The 13,574-nt window shown below is 65.9% G+C and carries 18 protein-coding genes; all 18 read left to right on the forward strand.

The window, feature by feature from the left end; translation table 11 throughout:
* The first annotated feature begins 7 nt into the window (after positions 1-7).
* The 18 genes from OY559_RS06975 to OY559_RS07060 all read left to right on the forward strand — a co-directional run bounded on the left by OY559_RS06975 (position 8) and on the right by OY559_RS07060 (position 13,571).
* On the forward strand, positions 8-364 hold the full coding sequence (locus OY559_RS06975; protein WP_277729332.1) for a DUF2190 family protein: 357 nt from the start codon (positions 8-10) through the stop codon (positions 362-364).
* 79 nt (positions 365-443) lie between these two features.
* On the forward strand, positions 444-734 hold the full coding sequence (locus OY559_RS06980) for a hypothetical protein (protein ID WP_277729333.1): 291 nt from the start codon (positions 444-446) through the stop codon (positions 732-734).
* Positions 731-1,255, forward strand: coding sequence for a glycoside hydrolase family 108 protein (locus OY559_RS06985; protein ID WP_277729334.1), 525 nt, complete (start codon positions 731-733; stop codon positions 1,253-1,255). The genes OY559_RS06980 and OY559_RS06985 overlap by 4 nt, the downstream gene beginning before the upstream one ends.
* A gap of 9 nt (positions 1,256-1,264) precedes the next feature.
* On the forward strand, positions 1,265-1,609 hold the full coding sequence (locus OY559_RS06990; protein WP_277729335.1) for a hypothetical protein: 345 nt from the start codon (positions 1,265-1,267) through the stop codon (positions 1,607-1,609).
* A 9-nt stretch (positions 1,610-1,618) separates the two neighbouring features.
* Complete coding sequence (locus OY559_RS06995; RefSeq protein WP_277729336.1) at positions 1,619-2,065, forward strand: hypothetical protein; 447 nt, start codon at positions 1,619-1,621, stop codon at positions 2,063-2,065.
* Positions 2,065-2,358, forward strand: a complete 294-nt coding sequence (locus OY559_RS07000; RefSeq protein ID WP_277729337.1) for a hypothetical protein — start codon at positions 2,065-2,067, stop codon at positions 2,356-2,358. The genes OY559_RS06995 and OY559_RS07000 overlap by 1 nt, the downstream gene beginning before the upstream one ends.
* Entirely contained in the window at positions 2,355-3,146 is a 792-nt protein-coding gene (locus OY559_RS07005; RefSeq protein WP_277729338.1) for a hypothetical protein, read from the forward strand. The genes OY559_RS07000 and OY559_RS07005 overlap by 4 nt, the downstream gene beginning before the upstream one ends.
* A complete protein-coding gene (locus tag OY559_RS07010; protein WP_277729339.1) occupies positions 3,143-3,469 on the forward strand; it encodes a hypothetical protein in 327 nt (108 codons plus the stop codon). The genes OY559_RS07005 and OY559_RS07010 overlap by 4 nt, the downstream gene beginning before the upstream one ends.
* Positions 3,470-3,506: 37 nt before the next feature.
* Positions 3,507-3,902 (forward strand): hypothetical protein, encoded by a 396-nt coding sequence (locus OY559_RS07015; protein WP_277729340.1) that lies wholly within the window; start codon positions 3,507-3,509, stop codon positions 3,900-3,902.
* A gap of 35 nt (positions 3,903-3,937) precedes the next feature.
* Complete coding sequence (locus OY559_RS07020) at positions 3,938-4,684, forward strand: phage tail tube protein (RefSeq protein ID WP_277729341.1); 747 nt, start codon at positions 3,938-3,940, stop codon at positions 4,682-4,684.
* Entirely contained in the window at positions 4,684-5,100 is a 417-nt protein-coding gene (locus tag OY559_RS07025) for a DUF6631 family protein (RefSeq protein WP_277729342.1), read from the forward strand. The genes OY559_RS07020 and OY559_RS07025 overlap by 1 nt, the downstream gene beginning before the upstream one ends.
* A 14-nt stretch (positions 5,101-5,114) precedes the next feature.
* Positions 5,115-5,279: a hypothetical protein gene (locus OY559_RS07030; protein WP_277729343.1), complete on the forward strand. Its 165-nt coding sequence runs from the start codon at positions 5,115-5,117 to the stop codon at positions 5,277-5,279.
* Entirely contained in the window at positions 5,279-7,858 is a 2,580-nt protein-coding gene (locus OY559_RS07035) for a tape measure protein (RefSeq protein WP_277729344.1), read from the forward strand. The genes OY559_RS07030 and OY559_RS07035 overlap by 1 nt, the downstream gene beginning before the upstream one ends.
* A complete protein-coding gene (locus OY559_RS07040; protein ID WP_277729345.1) occupies positions 7,855-9,033 on the forward strand; it encodes a hypothetical protein in 1,179 nt (392 codons plus the stop codon). Before OY559_RS07035 ends, OY559_RS07040 begins: the two co-directional genes overlap by 4 nt.
* Positions 9,023-10,099, forward strand: a complete 1,077-nt coding sequence (locus OY559_RS07045) for a phage BR0599 family protein (protein WP_277729346.1) — start codon at positions 9,023-9,025, stop codon at positions 10,097-10,099. The genes OY559_RS07040 and OY559_RS07045 overlap by 11 nt, the downstream gene beginning before the upstream one ends.
* 20 nt (positions 10,100-10,119) lie before the next feature.
* Entirely contained in the window at positions 10,120-10,689 is a 570-nt protein-coding gene (locus OY559_RS07050; protein ID WP_277729347.1) for a hypothetical protein, read from the forward strand.
* Between the two features lie 13 nt (positions 10,690-10,702).
* Positions 10,703-10,912 carry a hypothetical protein gene (locus OY559_RS07055; RefSeq protein WP_277729348.1) on the forward strand — a complete coding sequence of 70 codons (210 nt, stop codon included), beginning with the start codon at positions 10,703-10,705 and terminating at the stop codon, positions 10,910-10,912.
* Positions 10,899-13,571 carry a hypothetical protein gene (locus tag OY559_RS07060; RefSeq protein WP_277729349.1) on the forward strand — a complete coding sequence of 891 codons (2,673 nt, stop codon included), beginning with the start codon at positions 10,899-10,901 and terminating at the stop codon, positions 13,569-13,571. Before OY559_RS07055 ends, OY559_RS07060 begins: the two co-directional genes overlap by 14 nt.
* Positions 13,572-13,574 lie beyond the last annotated feature (3 nt).

The raw sequence follows: 13,574 nt of genomic DNA on the forward strand, positions 1-13,574 counted from the left end.
TACGAACATGGCCAAGAACTACATCAAGCCCGGCGAGCACCTGACGTTCACCGCTGCCGCCGATACCCCCTCCGGTAGCGGTGTGCTGCTCGGCACATTGCTCGGCGTGGCGCTCACCACCATCGCCAACGGGAATTCCGGCGAAGCCGGTGTCGAGGGCGTCTGGGAAATGCCGAAGGCAACCGGCGCAGCCATCAACGCCTGGTCCAAGCCGATCTGGGACGTTGCCACTGGCGCCTTCATTGCCAGTGGTGCTTCGACCGGCGATCTCGTCGGTGGCGCGATCGCGGTCGAAACGGCCGGATCGAGCGCGACGACCGTCAAGGTGAAGCTGCTGCCCGGCGCGGGCAGCCTGCAAGCCTAAGCCTGGACCGCCGTCGCGCACAGAAGCCCGGGTGGCGTGCGCGACGGCGGGGCCTTTCACCCGACGTCGGACAGGGGCGATGAGCGAAAAGAACATGCATCTCGAAGATGCCATGGACAACAAGGTGGCGAAGGTTGCAGTGCGGATCTTCGTCTTCCTCGCGCCGTTCGCCATCGCGTTCGGTGCGTTCTACATCAGCTCGCAGCTGGGCGAGATCAAGCAGCTCCAGGTCAAGCAGGCGGAAAAGCTGCAGCAGGTCACCGGCGATGTGCAGGTGCTCAACGCAAAGCTGGATAACGGCGTCATCTGGCGCATCACCGAGCTGGAGCGCCGGCTCAATTCCGTCGAACAGGCAACCAAGACCCCATGATCATCGATCGTTTCCCCGTCTTCATCGACCGCCTTCTCTCGCATGAGGGCGGGTTCACCGATGACCGCCGCGATCCGGGCAACTGGACGGGCGGCAAGGTCGGCGTCGGTCTGCTCAAGGGCACGAAGTTCGGCATCGCTGCCAACACGTATCCCACGCTCGACATCAAGAACCTGACGCGTGGGCAGGCGGTGGCGCTCTACCGCCGCGATTTCTGGGATCGGGGGCGGCTTGATCGCCTGCCGCCGGCCGTCGCGTACCAACTGCTCGACGGTGCGGTCAACAGCGGGATCGCCCAGGCCTCGCGCTGGCTACAGCGTGCAGCCGGTACCGCCGACGACGGAATGATCGGCCCCGTTTCGCTGGCCGCCATCAAGGCGACCGATCCCAACGACCTGGTGTTCCGCTTCAACGCGGACCGGATCGAGTTCATGACGCGCCTGAAGAACTGGGCCGTCCATGGCGCCGGCTGGATGCGGCGCATCGCGCAAAACCTCCGCTTCGCTGCCCTCGACAACTGAGATCCCGACATGAACCTCTTCTTCACCCTGATCCTTGTCGCCGTCATCCTGGCGGCGCTCCTGTTCTTCAAATACTTCACCAAGAACGGCACGGTGGCACTGCCCATCGCCTGGCGCAGCTTCGTCGTCTGGGCGAGCGCATGTGGCGCGGTCCTCGGCCAGTTCATCGTCGAGGGGCTGGCATGGCTGGCGGGCATCTGGGATCCGTTCCGCGCGCAGTTCGGTGAGTTGCTGTCGTCCGACTCGGCGGGTCAGGCCCTGCAGATCGTCAGCGCGATCTTCTTCCTGCTGCGCATGAAGGGGCAGGGCTTCCCGTCGTTCCGGCTGCCTCCCGTGCCGGACAACAAGGGCTGACCGCCAGCCATGTCGATCCTCGGCACTGCCGCCGTGAAGCCGTTCGCGATCGCACTGGCGATCGCGGGCGCGCTGCTGCTCGCCAGCAACGGCGGCTGGTGGGCATACGCCGCCACGCTGAAGGCATCGGCCTCTTCTGCGCGGGCTGCGGTCACCACCGTCACGACGGAGCGGGATGCCTGGAAAGGTCGCGCAGGCGAACTCAAGGCGGCCAATGTCGCGTACGACAGCGCGTTCGCGGATCTGGCTGGCGAGCTGAAAGCGGCGCAGGCCGAGAACCTGCGCCTGCAGCGTGATGGCGCCGCCGCGATCGCGGCGGCTGAAGCTGCCCAGGCGGATGCGGATCGCACCTTGAGTGCCTTCATGGATCGCTACGCGGCACAGATCCGTGCGCCGGACTGCGCCAGCGCCATGGCGTCCGTCGCTCGCTTCTGCCCGGCGTTGGAGGGCTACTGATGCGCATCCTTCTGTTCCTGTTGTCGGTGTTGCTGCTCACGGGATGGGGCGGCTGCGGCAAGTTGCAGCCCGACCTTCCGGCGGGCAGTGGAGCCGTCCAGCCCAAGGTGCTCTACGTGGATCGCCTGGTCTACGTGCCAGTACCTGCCCACCTGACGCGTCAGGAGCCCGTCCCCGAGGGCTCCATCACGCAGTGCTTCGACGTGGGTGCCAAGCGCCGCGCCGTCATCGTCGGGCAGAACGCCCGGCTGAAGGCGATTGCCGAGATCCAGGGCACGGAGGTCAAGCCGTGAGCCTGGTCCGCATCGAGGTCGACGCCGACAATGTGCTTGCCCGCCAGTTCACAGAATTGGAGCGCCAGAACCTGCCTCGCGCTGTCGTGCAGGCCTGTAACGCCACCGCATTCGAGATGCGGAACCGCTGGGCCCAGACCGCCGGACGCGTCTTCGATCGTCCCACGGCGCTGACGGTACGTGCGTCGCAGTACGAGAAGGCCACGAAGCAGAAGCCCTACGCGGTGGTGAAGCTGCGCGATGAGGCCCTCAACGGCACCCCGCCGGCCCGCTACCTGCTGCCGCAGGTGGAAGGGGGTGGCCGCCGGACGAAGGGAATGGAGAAGCTGCTGCAGGCCAAGGGCGCCATGCCGGCCGGCATGTTCGCCGTGCCTGGTAAAGGCGCGCAGCTCGATGGCTACGGCAACATCAAGCGCGGCCAGGTGAACCAGATCCTATCGCAGCTGCAGGCGCGGAACGATCCGCTGCAGAACGAGACCGAAGTGAGCCGGCGTCGGCGTCGCCGCCGTGGTGTGGCTGACTTCTTCGCCCTCAATAGAAAGAAGGGCAACCTGCTGCCCGGCATCTACCAGCGTCGCGAGATGGCCGCCGGTGATGCAGCGCGCCGCGCGATCGGGGCGACCAGCCGCATCTTCAGCATCTTCATCTTCGTGCGCAGCGTGGCCTACCGGAAGCGCTACGACATCTTCGGGCTGGCCCAGCGCACCTGGGACAAGCTGATGCCGTTCTACTTCAACCGCGAGCTGCAGAAGGCCCTGGATACCAGCAAGTACCGGGGGCGCTCGTGAGCGAGGCTGCATTCCGGCGTTCCTTCGACGACGCATTCCTGCAGGCTTGGGGCGGCGCCGTTGGCGGCGTCACCGGCACCTACACCTCGCCCACGGGCACGGTGACCTCTGGCGTCCATGTGCTGGTCGATCCCGCCGTGGACTTCTTCGGTGACGACGACGGGCAGGTGTCCTACGAGAAGGCGCTCGTGTCGCTGTTCCTGGCCGAGGTGTCGCCGGAGACCGGTGGCATGGTCCTCGTCGACGGCGATACGTACCGGCTGGTGAAGCGCACCGAGCGTTGCGACGAATCACGCAGCCAGTGGGTGGCACGCCATGGCTAGTCCGCGTCAGCTCCTCCTCGCTGCGGTGCGCGACTGCTTGGCCGAGATCGCCCAGGCCGACGGCTACCGGACGGATGCCGGGCAGGACGTGACCCTGGAGCCCGCGCCGGCTGCGGCGTCGGAAAAGCCCGACCCGTTCCTCGCTGTCGTGTGGGAGCGCCAGGAGCGTCCGGACGAGGCGGCCGTCGCGCGCACGCACCGCAAGACCACCTTTCGCGTCATCGGCAAGTTGCCCGCTGACATGACGGATGCGCAGGAGCGCATCGATGCCATGGCCAGCGATATCGAGCAGGCGCTTGATCGTCGGCCGACCCGATGGCCGGCCACATTCAGTGCGCCGACCTTCGTCTCGTCCGAGCCGCTGGCCGGTGCCGTCGAGGCCGGCTATGTGGGCGTCGCCCTGACCTACACCAGCAACATCCCCATCAAGTAACCCGCCGCCCCGCGGCATCACCCGGAGAATCCGACATGCAAGACCACAGCTACCTGGGCAGCGGCAAGATCCTCATCCGCGAGTACGGCGCGTCCGCTCCGTTCGAAGAGATCGGCAACTGCTCGGCCCTGAGTTTCAGCCCGCAGGTCAACACGCTGAGCCTGCAGGACTTCACGAAGCCCGGCGGCGGCACCCGCAACCGTGTGGACCGCGTCACCGAGACGCAGATGAGCCTGACCTTCCACGACTTCGCCGCGGCCAACTTCGCGCGCTTCCTGCGCGGCAGCACCTCCAGCGTAGCGGCCGGCACTGTCACCGACGAGGAGCTGGTGGCCTACAAGGGCGGCTTCACGCCGTTCGAGAAGATCGCCTCGGCATTGACGACGGTTGAGCCGGCCGGCGGCGGCACTGCCTACGTCGAGGACACCGACTACACCTTCCAGGACGGCGGCATCTTCATTCCGACCGGCAGCACCATCCCGGCACCGGTGGCCGGTGCGGCGAACATCCAGGTCACGTACACCAACGTGGCGCAGGAAGTCACCCAGGCCTTCGTCAATTCCGCCAAGCAGTACGAGATGCTGTTCCTCGGCCTGAATGAGGCGCAGAGCGGCAAGCCCGTGCGTGTGCGCGCGCACCGCGTCAGCGGTGGCGTGCTGGAGCAGCTGGGTCTGCTCGGTGAGGAGTACGGCGCAGGCACGGCGGGCGGTGCGCTGCTGGCCGATACCACGAAGGGCGTGGGCCTGTCGCAGTACTTCACGTGGGAAGCGGTGTCCCTCTGATGGATGACCTTGACGTACTGGAGCCTGCGGCTGTCGAGGTGGCCTACCGGGGTGAGCGGCTGCAAGTGCGACCGCTCACCATCGGCGCGGTGCCTCGCCTGGTACGTGAGGCGCGACCGGTGATCAATGCGTTGCTGGACGCGCCGTGGTTGAGCGGGGAGGGCGCCGAGGTGGCCTTCCTGGAGGGCGTGCTCAGCCTCGTGGAAGAACACGCCGAATCCGCCTGCCGGGCGGTCGCGGTGTGCATCGATCGCGAGGCCGACTGGGTGCGGGGCGGAAACGTGGCGGAGTTCTTCGATCTCGCGGCGAAGGTGCTGGAGGTCAACCGCGATTTTTTTACCCATCGAATCGTGCCGCTCCTGGGCGGCCGGTGGGCGACATCCCTTGGGGCTGGGCCGACGCCTTCCAACTCCTGATCCAGCACGGTCACGTGCTGGGCGAGATCCGGGGCTACACGCTCGGACAGTTCCGCAAGTTCAGCGACGCCGCGCAGCGCGCCCATCGTCGACAGCTGGTCGACATGGGGAATGTGATGCGCGCAACCACCTATGACAAGAACAGCTTCGGCGCGTTCATGAAGCAGCTGGAGGGGTGATGGCAACCAATTCGGGCGCATCGTTGCGAGTCAGGGTATCCGCCGATCTGGCAGACCTGAAGCAGGGGATGGCACTACTCCGGGGCGAACTCGCGAAGGTGCAGAAGGCCAGCGCTCGCGCTGCCCCGGACGACTCGCGCTGGGCATCCGGGCTCAAGTCGGTGCGGAACCAGCTGGCCGGCATCGTTACGGTCTACGGCGCGCTTCGCGCGGTAAAGACGTACGCCGAGCTTGCCGATCAGGCGGCCAACCTCTCCGCTCGCCTGCGCCTGGCAACGAAAGACCAGCAGGCCTTCGAGGGCGCGTACCGCGGCACCTACGAGATCGCGCAACGGACGTCTTCCGAGTGGAATTCCGTTGCAGGACTCTACGCTCGCCTGTCCCAGTCGACCAGTCTTGGACAGAATCAGATTCTCGCATTGACTGAGACGATCGGCCAAACGTTTCAGGTCTCAGGCGCTGGCGCTCAGGAGGCCGACCGAGGCATCACCCAGTTGACGCAAGCCATCGCAGGCGGCGTGCTGCGCGCTGAAGAGTTCAACACGCTTATCGAGACGGCACCACGCCTAGTGCAGGCACTGGCCGATCATTTTGGGGTGTCGTTCGGCAAAGTCCGCAAGCTCGTCAACGACGGCAAGGTATCGACGCAGGACCTCCTAGATGCGCTGGAAAAGAGCGCCGATGCGATCCAAGAGGAGTTCACGCGCCTACCACTCACGGTCTCGCGCGCGACACAGCAGCTCAAGACTTCGCTGCTCGCCCTCGTTGGGGGTGCCGATGAAGCTACCGGCGCCTCTGGTGACCTGGCCAACGCCATCAGCGGCTTGGCCGGTACGCTTAGCGATCCGGCCACCGTGCAAGCTTTCCAAGGCTTCATCACGCTGCTTACCAGGATCGCCGGCGCTGGCGTGAAGGCGGCGGCCCGCGTTGGTGACTTGATCGAGACTGCGCGAATCGCGAGCGGTAGCGTCACCCTCGATCGGGCGTCGGACGCTGGTCTTCGGGAGCGCCTGACGCAGCTGCAGGCCAATATCGATGCGGGCAAGGAATGGCGGAAGGAGCAGGGCAACATCCTGGAGCGCCTCAGTGGCGGACGTGACACGCGCGCTTACGACCAGATGGTCGACGAAGCGCGAAGGATCCAAGGGATTCTGGACATCCGTGAGAACGGCAGCTCCAGCCCCGGCAATGGCCGCCGGTATCGCCCCACGGGGGAGGTGAGCACTACGACGGCTGGGCGCGACGGCGGCGGCACAGAAAAGCGGATTGCTGAATCAAACGCGTTGTTGCGTGACTCGGTCACCCGCGCCCTGGCCGAACTGGACCGCCTCTATGCCGGCCACGAAGTCGGCTTGAAGGACTACTTCGCTGAGCGCCAGCGCCTGCAGGAGCAGGCGATCGATCTGGAGATCCAGCAGGCCCGCAACGAAATGGCGGTCACGAAGGATGCTGGCCAGCGCCGCAACCTTGAGGAGCAAATCGTCAAGCTGCAGCGCGATCGCGCCGCGCTGGGCACCACAACGGCACGCGAGCAGGCGGCCGCCGAGGCCGATCTCGCCAAGCAGCTGGAGGCCGTGAAGCTGGAACTGCTCGAGCTCGACGGCAAGACCGGCGAGGCGGCGCGGCTCCGGCTGGAGCAGGAATACAAGGACCTGTTCAAGCGCCTGGAGGCGGCCAGCGACGAATCCGGCAAAGCGATCGTCCGCAACCTGATCGAGCGCAACGTCACCAAAGCGCAACTGGATGACTTCCGCACCCGCGCCTCGGACGTGCTGGGCAACCTGCAGGCCACCGAAGGCTCGGTCTCCGCGCAGGTCGATGCCCGCACGCTGGGCGCGGCCGAGGGCGAGCGGCGTCTGCAGGCCGTGCGCGCAAAGTCACTCGAGCAGCTGACCCAGCTGCGTGCCGCCGTGGCTGCCTTCTACGAAAAAACGAAGGATCCCAGCGTGCTGGCGTTCCTGACCAGCCTGGACGGCAACATCGCCGACGTCACCATGTCCATGCAGGAATTCCGCATGAAGATGGAAGACCAGGCGGAGAGCTCGTTCGGCCAGTTCATCAGCGACCTCGTGGAGGGCACGAAGTCGTTCAAAGAGGCCTTCGCGGACATGGTGCGCAGCTTCGCCGCCGGCGTGGCCCAGATGATCGCCCAGGAGCTGGCCCTGCGCGCCATCCGCGCCGCGCTGTCGGCCTTCGGTGGTGCCAGTGGCTCCGCACCCGCGGCGCACGGGGGAGGTATCGCCGGGCGCCTCCAGATGACGCGGAACAACATCAATCCGATGGTCTTCGGCCATGCTCCGCGGTACCACGGCGGTGGCGTCGCAGGCCTGGCCAACAACGAGATCCCGGCCATCCTTGAGCGTGGCGAGACCATCCGCACGAAGGCGCAGGAGTCGGCGCTGACTGCACAACTCGACGCCGCCCGTTCCGGCAACCGCCAAGGCTTGGTCACCACGCCCATCGTGGCGATCGGGGACAACGCGATCGCGGATGCGCTGCAGTCGGCGGCCGGCACGCAGGCGGTGCTGACCATCGTGCGCGATCACTGGGGCGGCCTGAATCAGGGAGGCACCACGTGACCGATCCGGTGGCCTGGGCGTTTCCCGTCGGCGGCGAGATGGCCGAGCAGTTGGAGTGGGAGACCGACGCACTGTCTGCCGAGACCGGTCCGGACCAGACACGGCGCCTGCGCGCCTTCCCGCGCGTGCTGTTGCGGTTCGAGGGTCTGGAGGCGGGCGAAGCGCGCCGCTGGCTGGAGAGCATGCTCTGGCACCACGGAGGAGGCCGCTGGTACGTGCCACTGCCGAACGATGCGGCGCGCACCACGGCGGATGCAGTGATGGGCGCCGAGGCCTTGGAGGCGCCCACGGCGCATGCGCGCTATGCGGAGGGTGGCTACGCCTTGCTGCAGGGCGAGGGCGTGCGCGACATCGAGGTCGTGCAGGTGGCTTCAGCCGTGGGCGACACGATCGGCCTGGCAGAGCCCACGGAGCGCGCCTGGCCCACCGGCACGCGCATCACGCCTGTCCGGTTGGGGCGTCTGACGGGCGCGGTGGGTCTGGGCCGCTTCACGGCTGACGCCACCGGGCTCTACCAGGTGCAGTTCCGGCTCGATGAGCCGTTGGATGGGGAGGCGGACTTCGGGGATGCGGTCTACCGTGGGTATCCGGTGCTGGAGTGGCGGCCGGTATGGACCGCCGATCCCACGTGGTCGCCGGAACATGCGCTGGTCGCCTTCGATGAGGGGGTGGCGCCCCCGGCCGTCGCGGATCTGGTGGGCCAAGCCCGGGACCGTCAAGTGCTGCAGTTCGCCCTGACCGACGCCGACGAGGTGGTGGCCTTCCGTGCGCTGCTGTACGCGCTGGGTGGCCGCTGGGCGCCCATCTGGGTGCCGACGTGGGCGCAGGATCTGCGCGTGGTTGCCAGTGTCGCCAACGGCGCCACGACGTTGGACGTGGAGGGCCCGCTGCCGTCCGCGTTCCCGCTGGCCAGCAATCGCCGCGACCTCCGCATCGAGCTGGTCGACGGCAGCGTGCTGTACCGGCGTATCACGGCGGCGGTGGCCCACACCCCAACCGTGGACCGCCTCACCCTGGACGCACCCATTGCCACCGGCTTCACCGCGAGCGCGGTGGCCCTGGTGTCGTACCTGGTGCTCAGCCGGCAGGACGCGGACATCAACGTACTGCGGCACTTCGACTGGCAGACCGTCCAGTGCGAGCTGACGTTCCGGGGTGAAGTCCATGCCCTTTGACCTGCTCGAGCGCGGCCGCTGGACCGGCAAGCCGTTCCACCTCTTCATCTTCCAGCGACAGGGTTTGATCTGGCGCTTCGGCAATCTCGAGCGCGACGAGGTCATCGGCGGCGAGACGTTCCAGGCGGTCCCGATCTCGCGCACCGCTTTGCGCGACAGCTCCGAGTCCCCGCGCAACAACGTGACCATCACGATGCCGTACCTGCTGGATCCGGAAGCCGACGAGTATCCGGTCACGCAGGACTTCGGAAGCACATGGCGCCCGTTCCCGCCCAGTGATCGGATCTTCGTCAGCTGCCTGGCGATGCACCGTGGCGACGATGCGCCGATCGTGGAGTGGACCGGACGCGTGGTCTCGCCGAAGTTCAACGGCACCACGCTGGAGCTGCTGTGCGAGCCGACGCGCAGCTCGGGCCGCCGCACGGGGATGCAGAAGCGCGGGCAGCGTGCCTGCTGGAAGGCGCTGGGCTCCATGGGCCTGGGCATGTGCAACCTGCACATGGGCCCGATGCGGATCACTGCCACCCTCACCGCCGTCGCGGGCGACACCGTGACGGCTCCGGAGTTCGCCGACCCGGAGCGCCCGATCGTGCAGTTGGAGTGGACCGACGAGGAGGACGAACTTCACGTCATCCCCGTGCTGTCGCAGGCCGGCACCGTACTGACGCTCGATGGTACGGCCGACATGCCGGTGGACACGGAGGTCGTCGTGACCACGCTGCCGCGCTGGGGCTATCCCGCGACGCTGACCGCCGCCAGCGGCACCACCCTGACGGCGGACGCATTCGGAGCGGACGTCCCCGAGGGTTTCTCACTGCGCGGTGGCTGGTTCGAGTGGACGAACGAGGACGGCCTGCTCGAGCGGCGTTCGATCAAGGCGTGGAGCGCCGACAGCATCACTGTGCTGTATGGGTCCCTTGACTTCGTCGATGGCCTGCAGGGGACCGCATACGTCGGTTGCGCTCACAACTGGGCGGCTTGCGAGCTCTTTGGAAATGAAGAGAACTACGGTGGCGCACCCTACAAACCGGTGAAGAACCCGATGGGGGGCATGCCGGTATGGTAAGTCGGCCTGCTCGTCATTGCATGAGCCGCCTGAGTCACGCTGGCTGGCTGATGCGCTATTGGGTGATGGACAAGTACCACGACCAGTTGCGCTGGTACGTCTTCTTCATTGCCTGTTCCATCTCCGTGGCGATCGGTGCCGTGCTCGTGCACACCGCCACGCGGTACGCCTCCTCGGATGCATATGGCGACACCGTGCGTGCTGACGGCGGCGCGACGATCATCATTCAGATCATCATTTTTGTGGTGTCGCTGGCGATCAGCTATGCCATGCGGCCGAAAGTCGAGCAGGCAAAGCCGCAGGAAGGCAAGGTGCCCGACGTCGAAGACGGCACAGCCTACGACCGCATCTACGGTGAAGTCTGGGTCGATGACAGCTTCATCCTGGGCTGGAAGAACCTCGGCACTGAGGCCATCAAGAGCAAGGGCAGCAAAAAGTGGAAGCCAGGCCTGCTGCCCGGCACTACCAATCCCATCGAATCCTGGCTCGACGACGAATGGAATCTGTCGGGCCTGAACGACGTCGACGATCCGCTCGGCGGCGGCAACCACTATCCGGATGAGGGCGAATTTGATCCCGACAGCCCCTGACGTCATCGTGACCATGGCGCACCTGCGCAGCGTGCCGTACTTCACGCGCAGTGCAGGCTTCTGTGCGCCGGGAGCGCGCCTCTGGTTTGAGCGCCACGGGCTGGATTTCCGCGCGTTTGTTCGAAGCGGGTTGCCTGCCTCGATCTTCGAGGGCACCGGCTGCGGCATGGCGCAGGCACTGGCGCGCTGGGCCCGCGAGGAGGTCGCTCGTGAGCAGCAGTAAGAAGCCACAAACGATCGGCTATTGGTACCGACCTCTGATGCACTTCGCGCTGGGCCAGGGCCCGCTCGACGCGTTCCTGGAGTTCCGGGGCGGCGACCGAACGGCGTGGCGCGGCCAGCAGACCGAATCCGGCCAGATCTACGTCGACGCCATGAATCTCTGGGGCGGAGAGAAGTCCGAAGGCGGCATTGCCGGTCACTGCGATGTGATGATGGGTGAGCCTGCCCAGCAGCCGAGTGCCTACTTGGCCAAGCATCTGGGTCCGATGCAGCCGGCATGGCGTGGGCTGGCGTCCCTCCTGTTCAAGGGTGGGCGCTACGGCGCGATGAATCCCTACCCAAAGCCCGCTTCATTCAAAGTTCGGCGAATCCTCCGCGGTTGGGACAACACCGTTGGCGATGGGTCCGAAGGGGATTGCTGGTATCCGGAAAAGGCGCCGATCCTGATGGATGGTGAGTCTTTACCGGAGGAGATCGTCTTCCATCATGGCTTCACGCTGGGCGCAAGTCCGCCATCCCTGTGGCATCTTCCGATCGCCATCTCGTCGACGCTGCGACCGGTGTCCGGCGTCATCCACATGCGGGTGGTTCCCGGGGATGGGGCACTGGTGCCCGCCACCAATCCGTCCAGGTGGCGGCTAACGCATCCGGGGGGTGACTTGGTGCACGATGCCGGTTGGGTCGGCAATCCCGCGGACCAGGCGGCCCTCGATGCCCTGCTTGTCGCATCCGGTCGCACTGATCTGCAAGGCCCCATCCGTGATCGCGCCACGCTCGATGATGTCATCGTGCTTCCCGGCGAGCTTGAGGCGATCAGGACCGACAAGTGGCTGGCCCTGCTTCACAGCGAGGGAGATGCTTTCAGCGTTGAACTCTTCGTGCCGCCAGCCGACAGCCGCTTCTGGGGCATGAATCCAGCCCACATCATCTATGACAGTCTGGTGGCCAGTAGCATGCAGGGCGAGCCGCCGGAGACCATCAACGAAGCCAGCTTCGTTGCTTCTGCGGATCGGCTGTTCGATGAAGGCTTCGGCTTGTGCACGAAGTACAACGTGGACCGGGAAACGATCGAGGAGTTTCGCCAGCGCATCTGCAATGTGATCGGCGCTCGATGCTCCCGAAGCCGGGTCGATGGCCTGTGGTACCTGGACATCATCCGTGATGATTACGTTCTGGGCGATCTGCCTGTCCTGACCGATGACGATATCCTGGAGTTCGAGGAGGAGCCGGGGACGCTTGACGACGCCACCAATCAGGTCAGCGTGGCGTGGTTTGATCCGGTGCGGAAGGAGACGCGTAGCACGGCGCCGGTGGAAGCACAGGGAGCCATCCATGCCGTCGGTGCCGTCAACTCCGAGACTTTCCAGTTTCCTGAGATCCCAGTCGAGGCGCTCGCCCTGCGCGTTGCTCAGCGCGAACTGGATGCGAAAGCCCAGCTGCCAAAGCGCCACCGGCTGGTATGCAACCGCACGCCCTATGCGTGGCGCATTGGTGGCCGTTTCCGGCTGCAGGCGCCTCGCCGAGGAATTGCGGACATGGTGTGCATGGTGGGTGACATTGATGCCGGAACGTTGCGCTCCGGTGCCATCCGACTGGTGTCGGTCCAGGACGTCTACGCGATGCCGGGGACGTCCTACATCTTGCCGCAGCCACCGATCGATCCGGATCCCGCACCACGCGGATCACCGCAGCAACGGCTCATCGAGCTGCCCTATGTGGAGTTGGTGGCCACACTATCGAATGCCGACATGCAGGCTCTGCCAGATGGCATCGGCTATATCGGTGCTTTCGCTACGCCGCCCAGTGTCGGGCTGGACTTCGCCCTCTACACGCGGGCCGTCGGCGAAGATTACGGCGAAGGAACCTTCGGCAACTGGTGTCCCGGATTCACGCTTGAAGAGGCGGCGGGCTACCTCGATACCACGTTCACCGTGGCAGCTGGCGCACGGCTGGCGCTACTGGAGGTCGGGCAGCGCCTGCTGTGGGAGAACGAGGAGTGCCGCCTTGACGCGCTTGATCCGGAGACGGGGCAGATCACACTGGCGCGGGGTGTGGCCGACACCGTCCCAGTGCCCCATGCGGCCGGCACCATGCTGTATGGATACGATCAGTGGCATGCGGTCGACGGGCGTGCCTACGCGGACGGAGAAACCGTCAACGCCAAGTTGCTGACACGGACATCCACCCAGGTGCAGCCGCCTGCGCAAGCGCCCACGCTGACCTGCACCGTGGCGGGCCGGGTCCATAGGCCGTACCCACCAGCGCAGTTCCGGGTGAATGCGGAGGTTGCGCCGACTTACCTGTTCGGCGAACTGACAGTGACCTTCGTGGATCGCGACCGGCTGCTGCAGGCCGATCAACTGATCGACAGTGAGGCGGCGGGCATCGGGCCTGAGCCAGGCACGACGTACACCCTGCGCACCTACCTCAATGGCGTCCTGGATGACACGCAATCAGGGTTTGCGAGTGGATCCATAGCGGTCACGCCGAGCGGCGATGGGATTGTTCGTCTTGAGCTCGAATCCGAGCGCGAGGGCCTGGCCAGCTATCAAATGCACGTTCGCCAGTTCACGTACACGACTGCAGCTGCAGAGCCATTGCAGTTGGAAAGCGGTGAACTGCTTCACGCCGAGACCGGCACCGCTTTCATTTTGGGATAACGA

Origin of the sequence: Pseudoxanthomonas sp. SE1 (genome assembly GCF_029542205.1) — a bacterium.
Taxonomy (GTDB): Bacteria; Pseudomonadota; Gammaproteobacteria; order Xanthomonadales; family Xanthomonadaceae; genus Pseudoxanthomonas_A.

What these genes read in the sequence shown, in the direction of transcription:
- OY559_RS06975 (WP_277729332.1), top strand. Translation starts at nt 8, where the DNA reads ATGGCCAAGAACTACATCAAGCCCGGCGAGCACCTGACGTTCACCGCT.
- OY559_RS06980 (WP_277729333.1), top strand. Translation starts at nt 444, where the DNA reads ATGAGCGAAAAGAACATGCATCTCGAAGATGCCATGGACAACAAGGTG.
- OY559_RS06985 (WP_277729334.1), top strand. Translation starts at nt 731, where the DNA reads ATGATCATCGATCGTTTCCCCGTCTTCATCGACCGCCTTCTCTCGCAT.
- OY559_RS06990 (WP_277729335.1), top strand. Translation starts at nt 1,265, where the DNA reads ATGAACCTCTTCTTCACCCTGATCCTTGTCGCCGTCATCCTGGCGGCG.
- OY559_RS06995 (WP_277729336.1), top strand. Translation starts at nt 1,619, where the DNA reads ATGTCGATCCTCGGCACTGCCGCCGTGAAGCCGTTCGCGATCGCACTG.
- OY559_RS07000 (WP_277729337.1), top strand. Translation starts at nt 2,065, where the DNA reads ATGCGCATCCTTCTGTTCCTGTTGTCGGTGTTGCTGCTCACGGGATGG.
- OY559_RS07020 (WP_277729341.1), top strand. Translation starts at nt 3,938, where the DNA reads ATGCAAGACCACAGCTACCTGGGCAGCGGCAAGATCCTCATCCGCGAG.
- OY559_RS07025 (WP_277729342.1), top strand. Translation starts at nt 4,684, where the DNA reads ATGGATGACCTTGACGTACTGGAGCCTGCGGCTGTCGAGGTGGCCTAC.
- OY559_RS07035 (WP_277729344.1), top strand. Translation starts at nt 5,279, where the DNA reads ATGGCAACCAATTCGGGCGCATCGTTGCGAGTCAGGGTATCCGCCGAT.
- OY559_RS07045 (WP_277729346.1), top strand. Translation starts at nt 9,023, where the DNA reads ATGCCCTTTGACCTGCTCGAGCGCGGCCGCTGGACCGGCAAGCCGTTC.
- OY559_RS07050 (WP_277729347.1), top strand. Translation starts at nt 10,120, where the DNA reads ATGAGCCGCCTGAGTCACGCTGGCTGGCTGATGCGCTATTGGGTGATG.
- OY559_RS07055 (WP_277729348.1), top strand. Translation starts at nt 10,703, where the DNA reads ATGGCGCACCTGCGCAGCGTGCCGTACTTCACGCGCAGTGCAGGCTTC.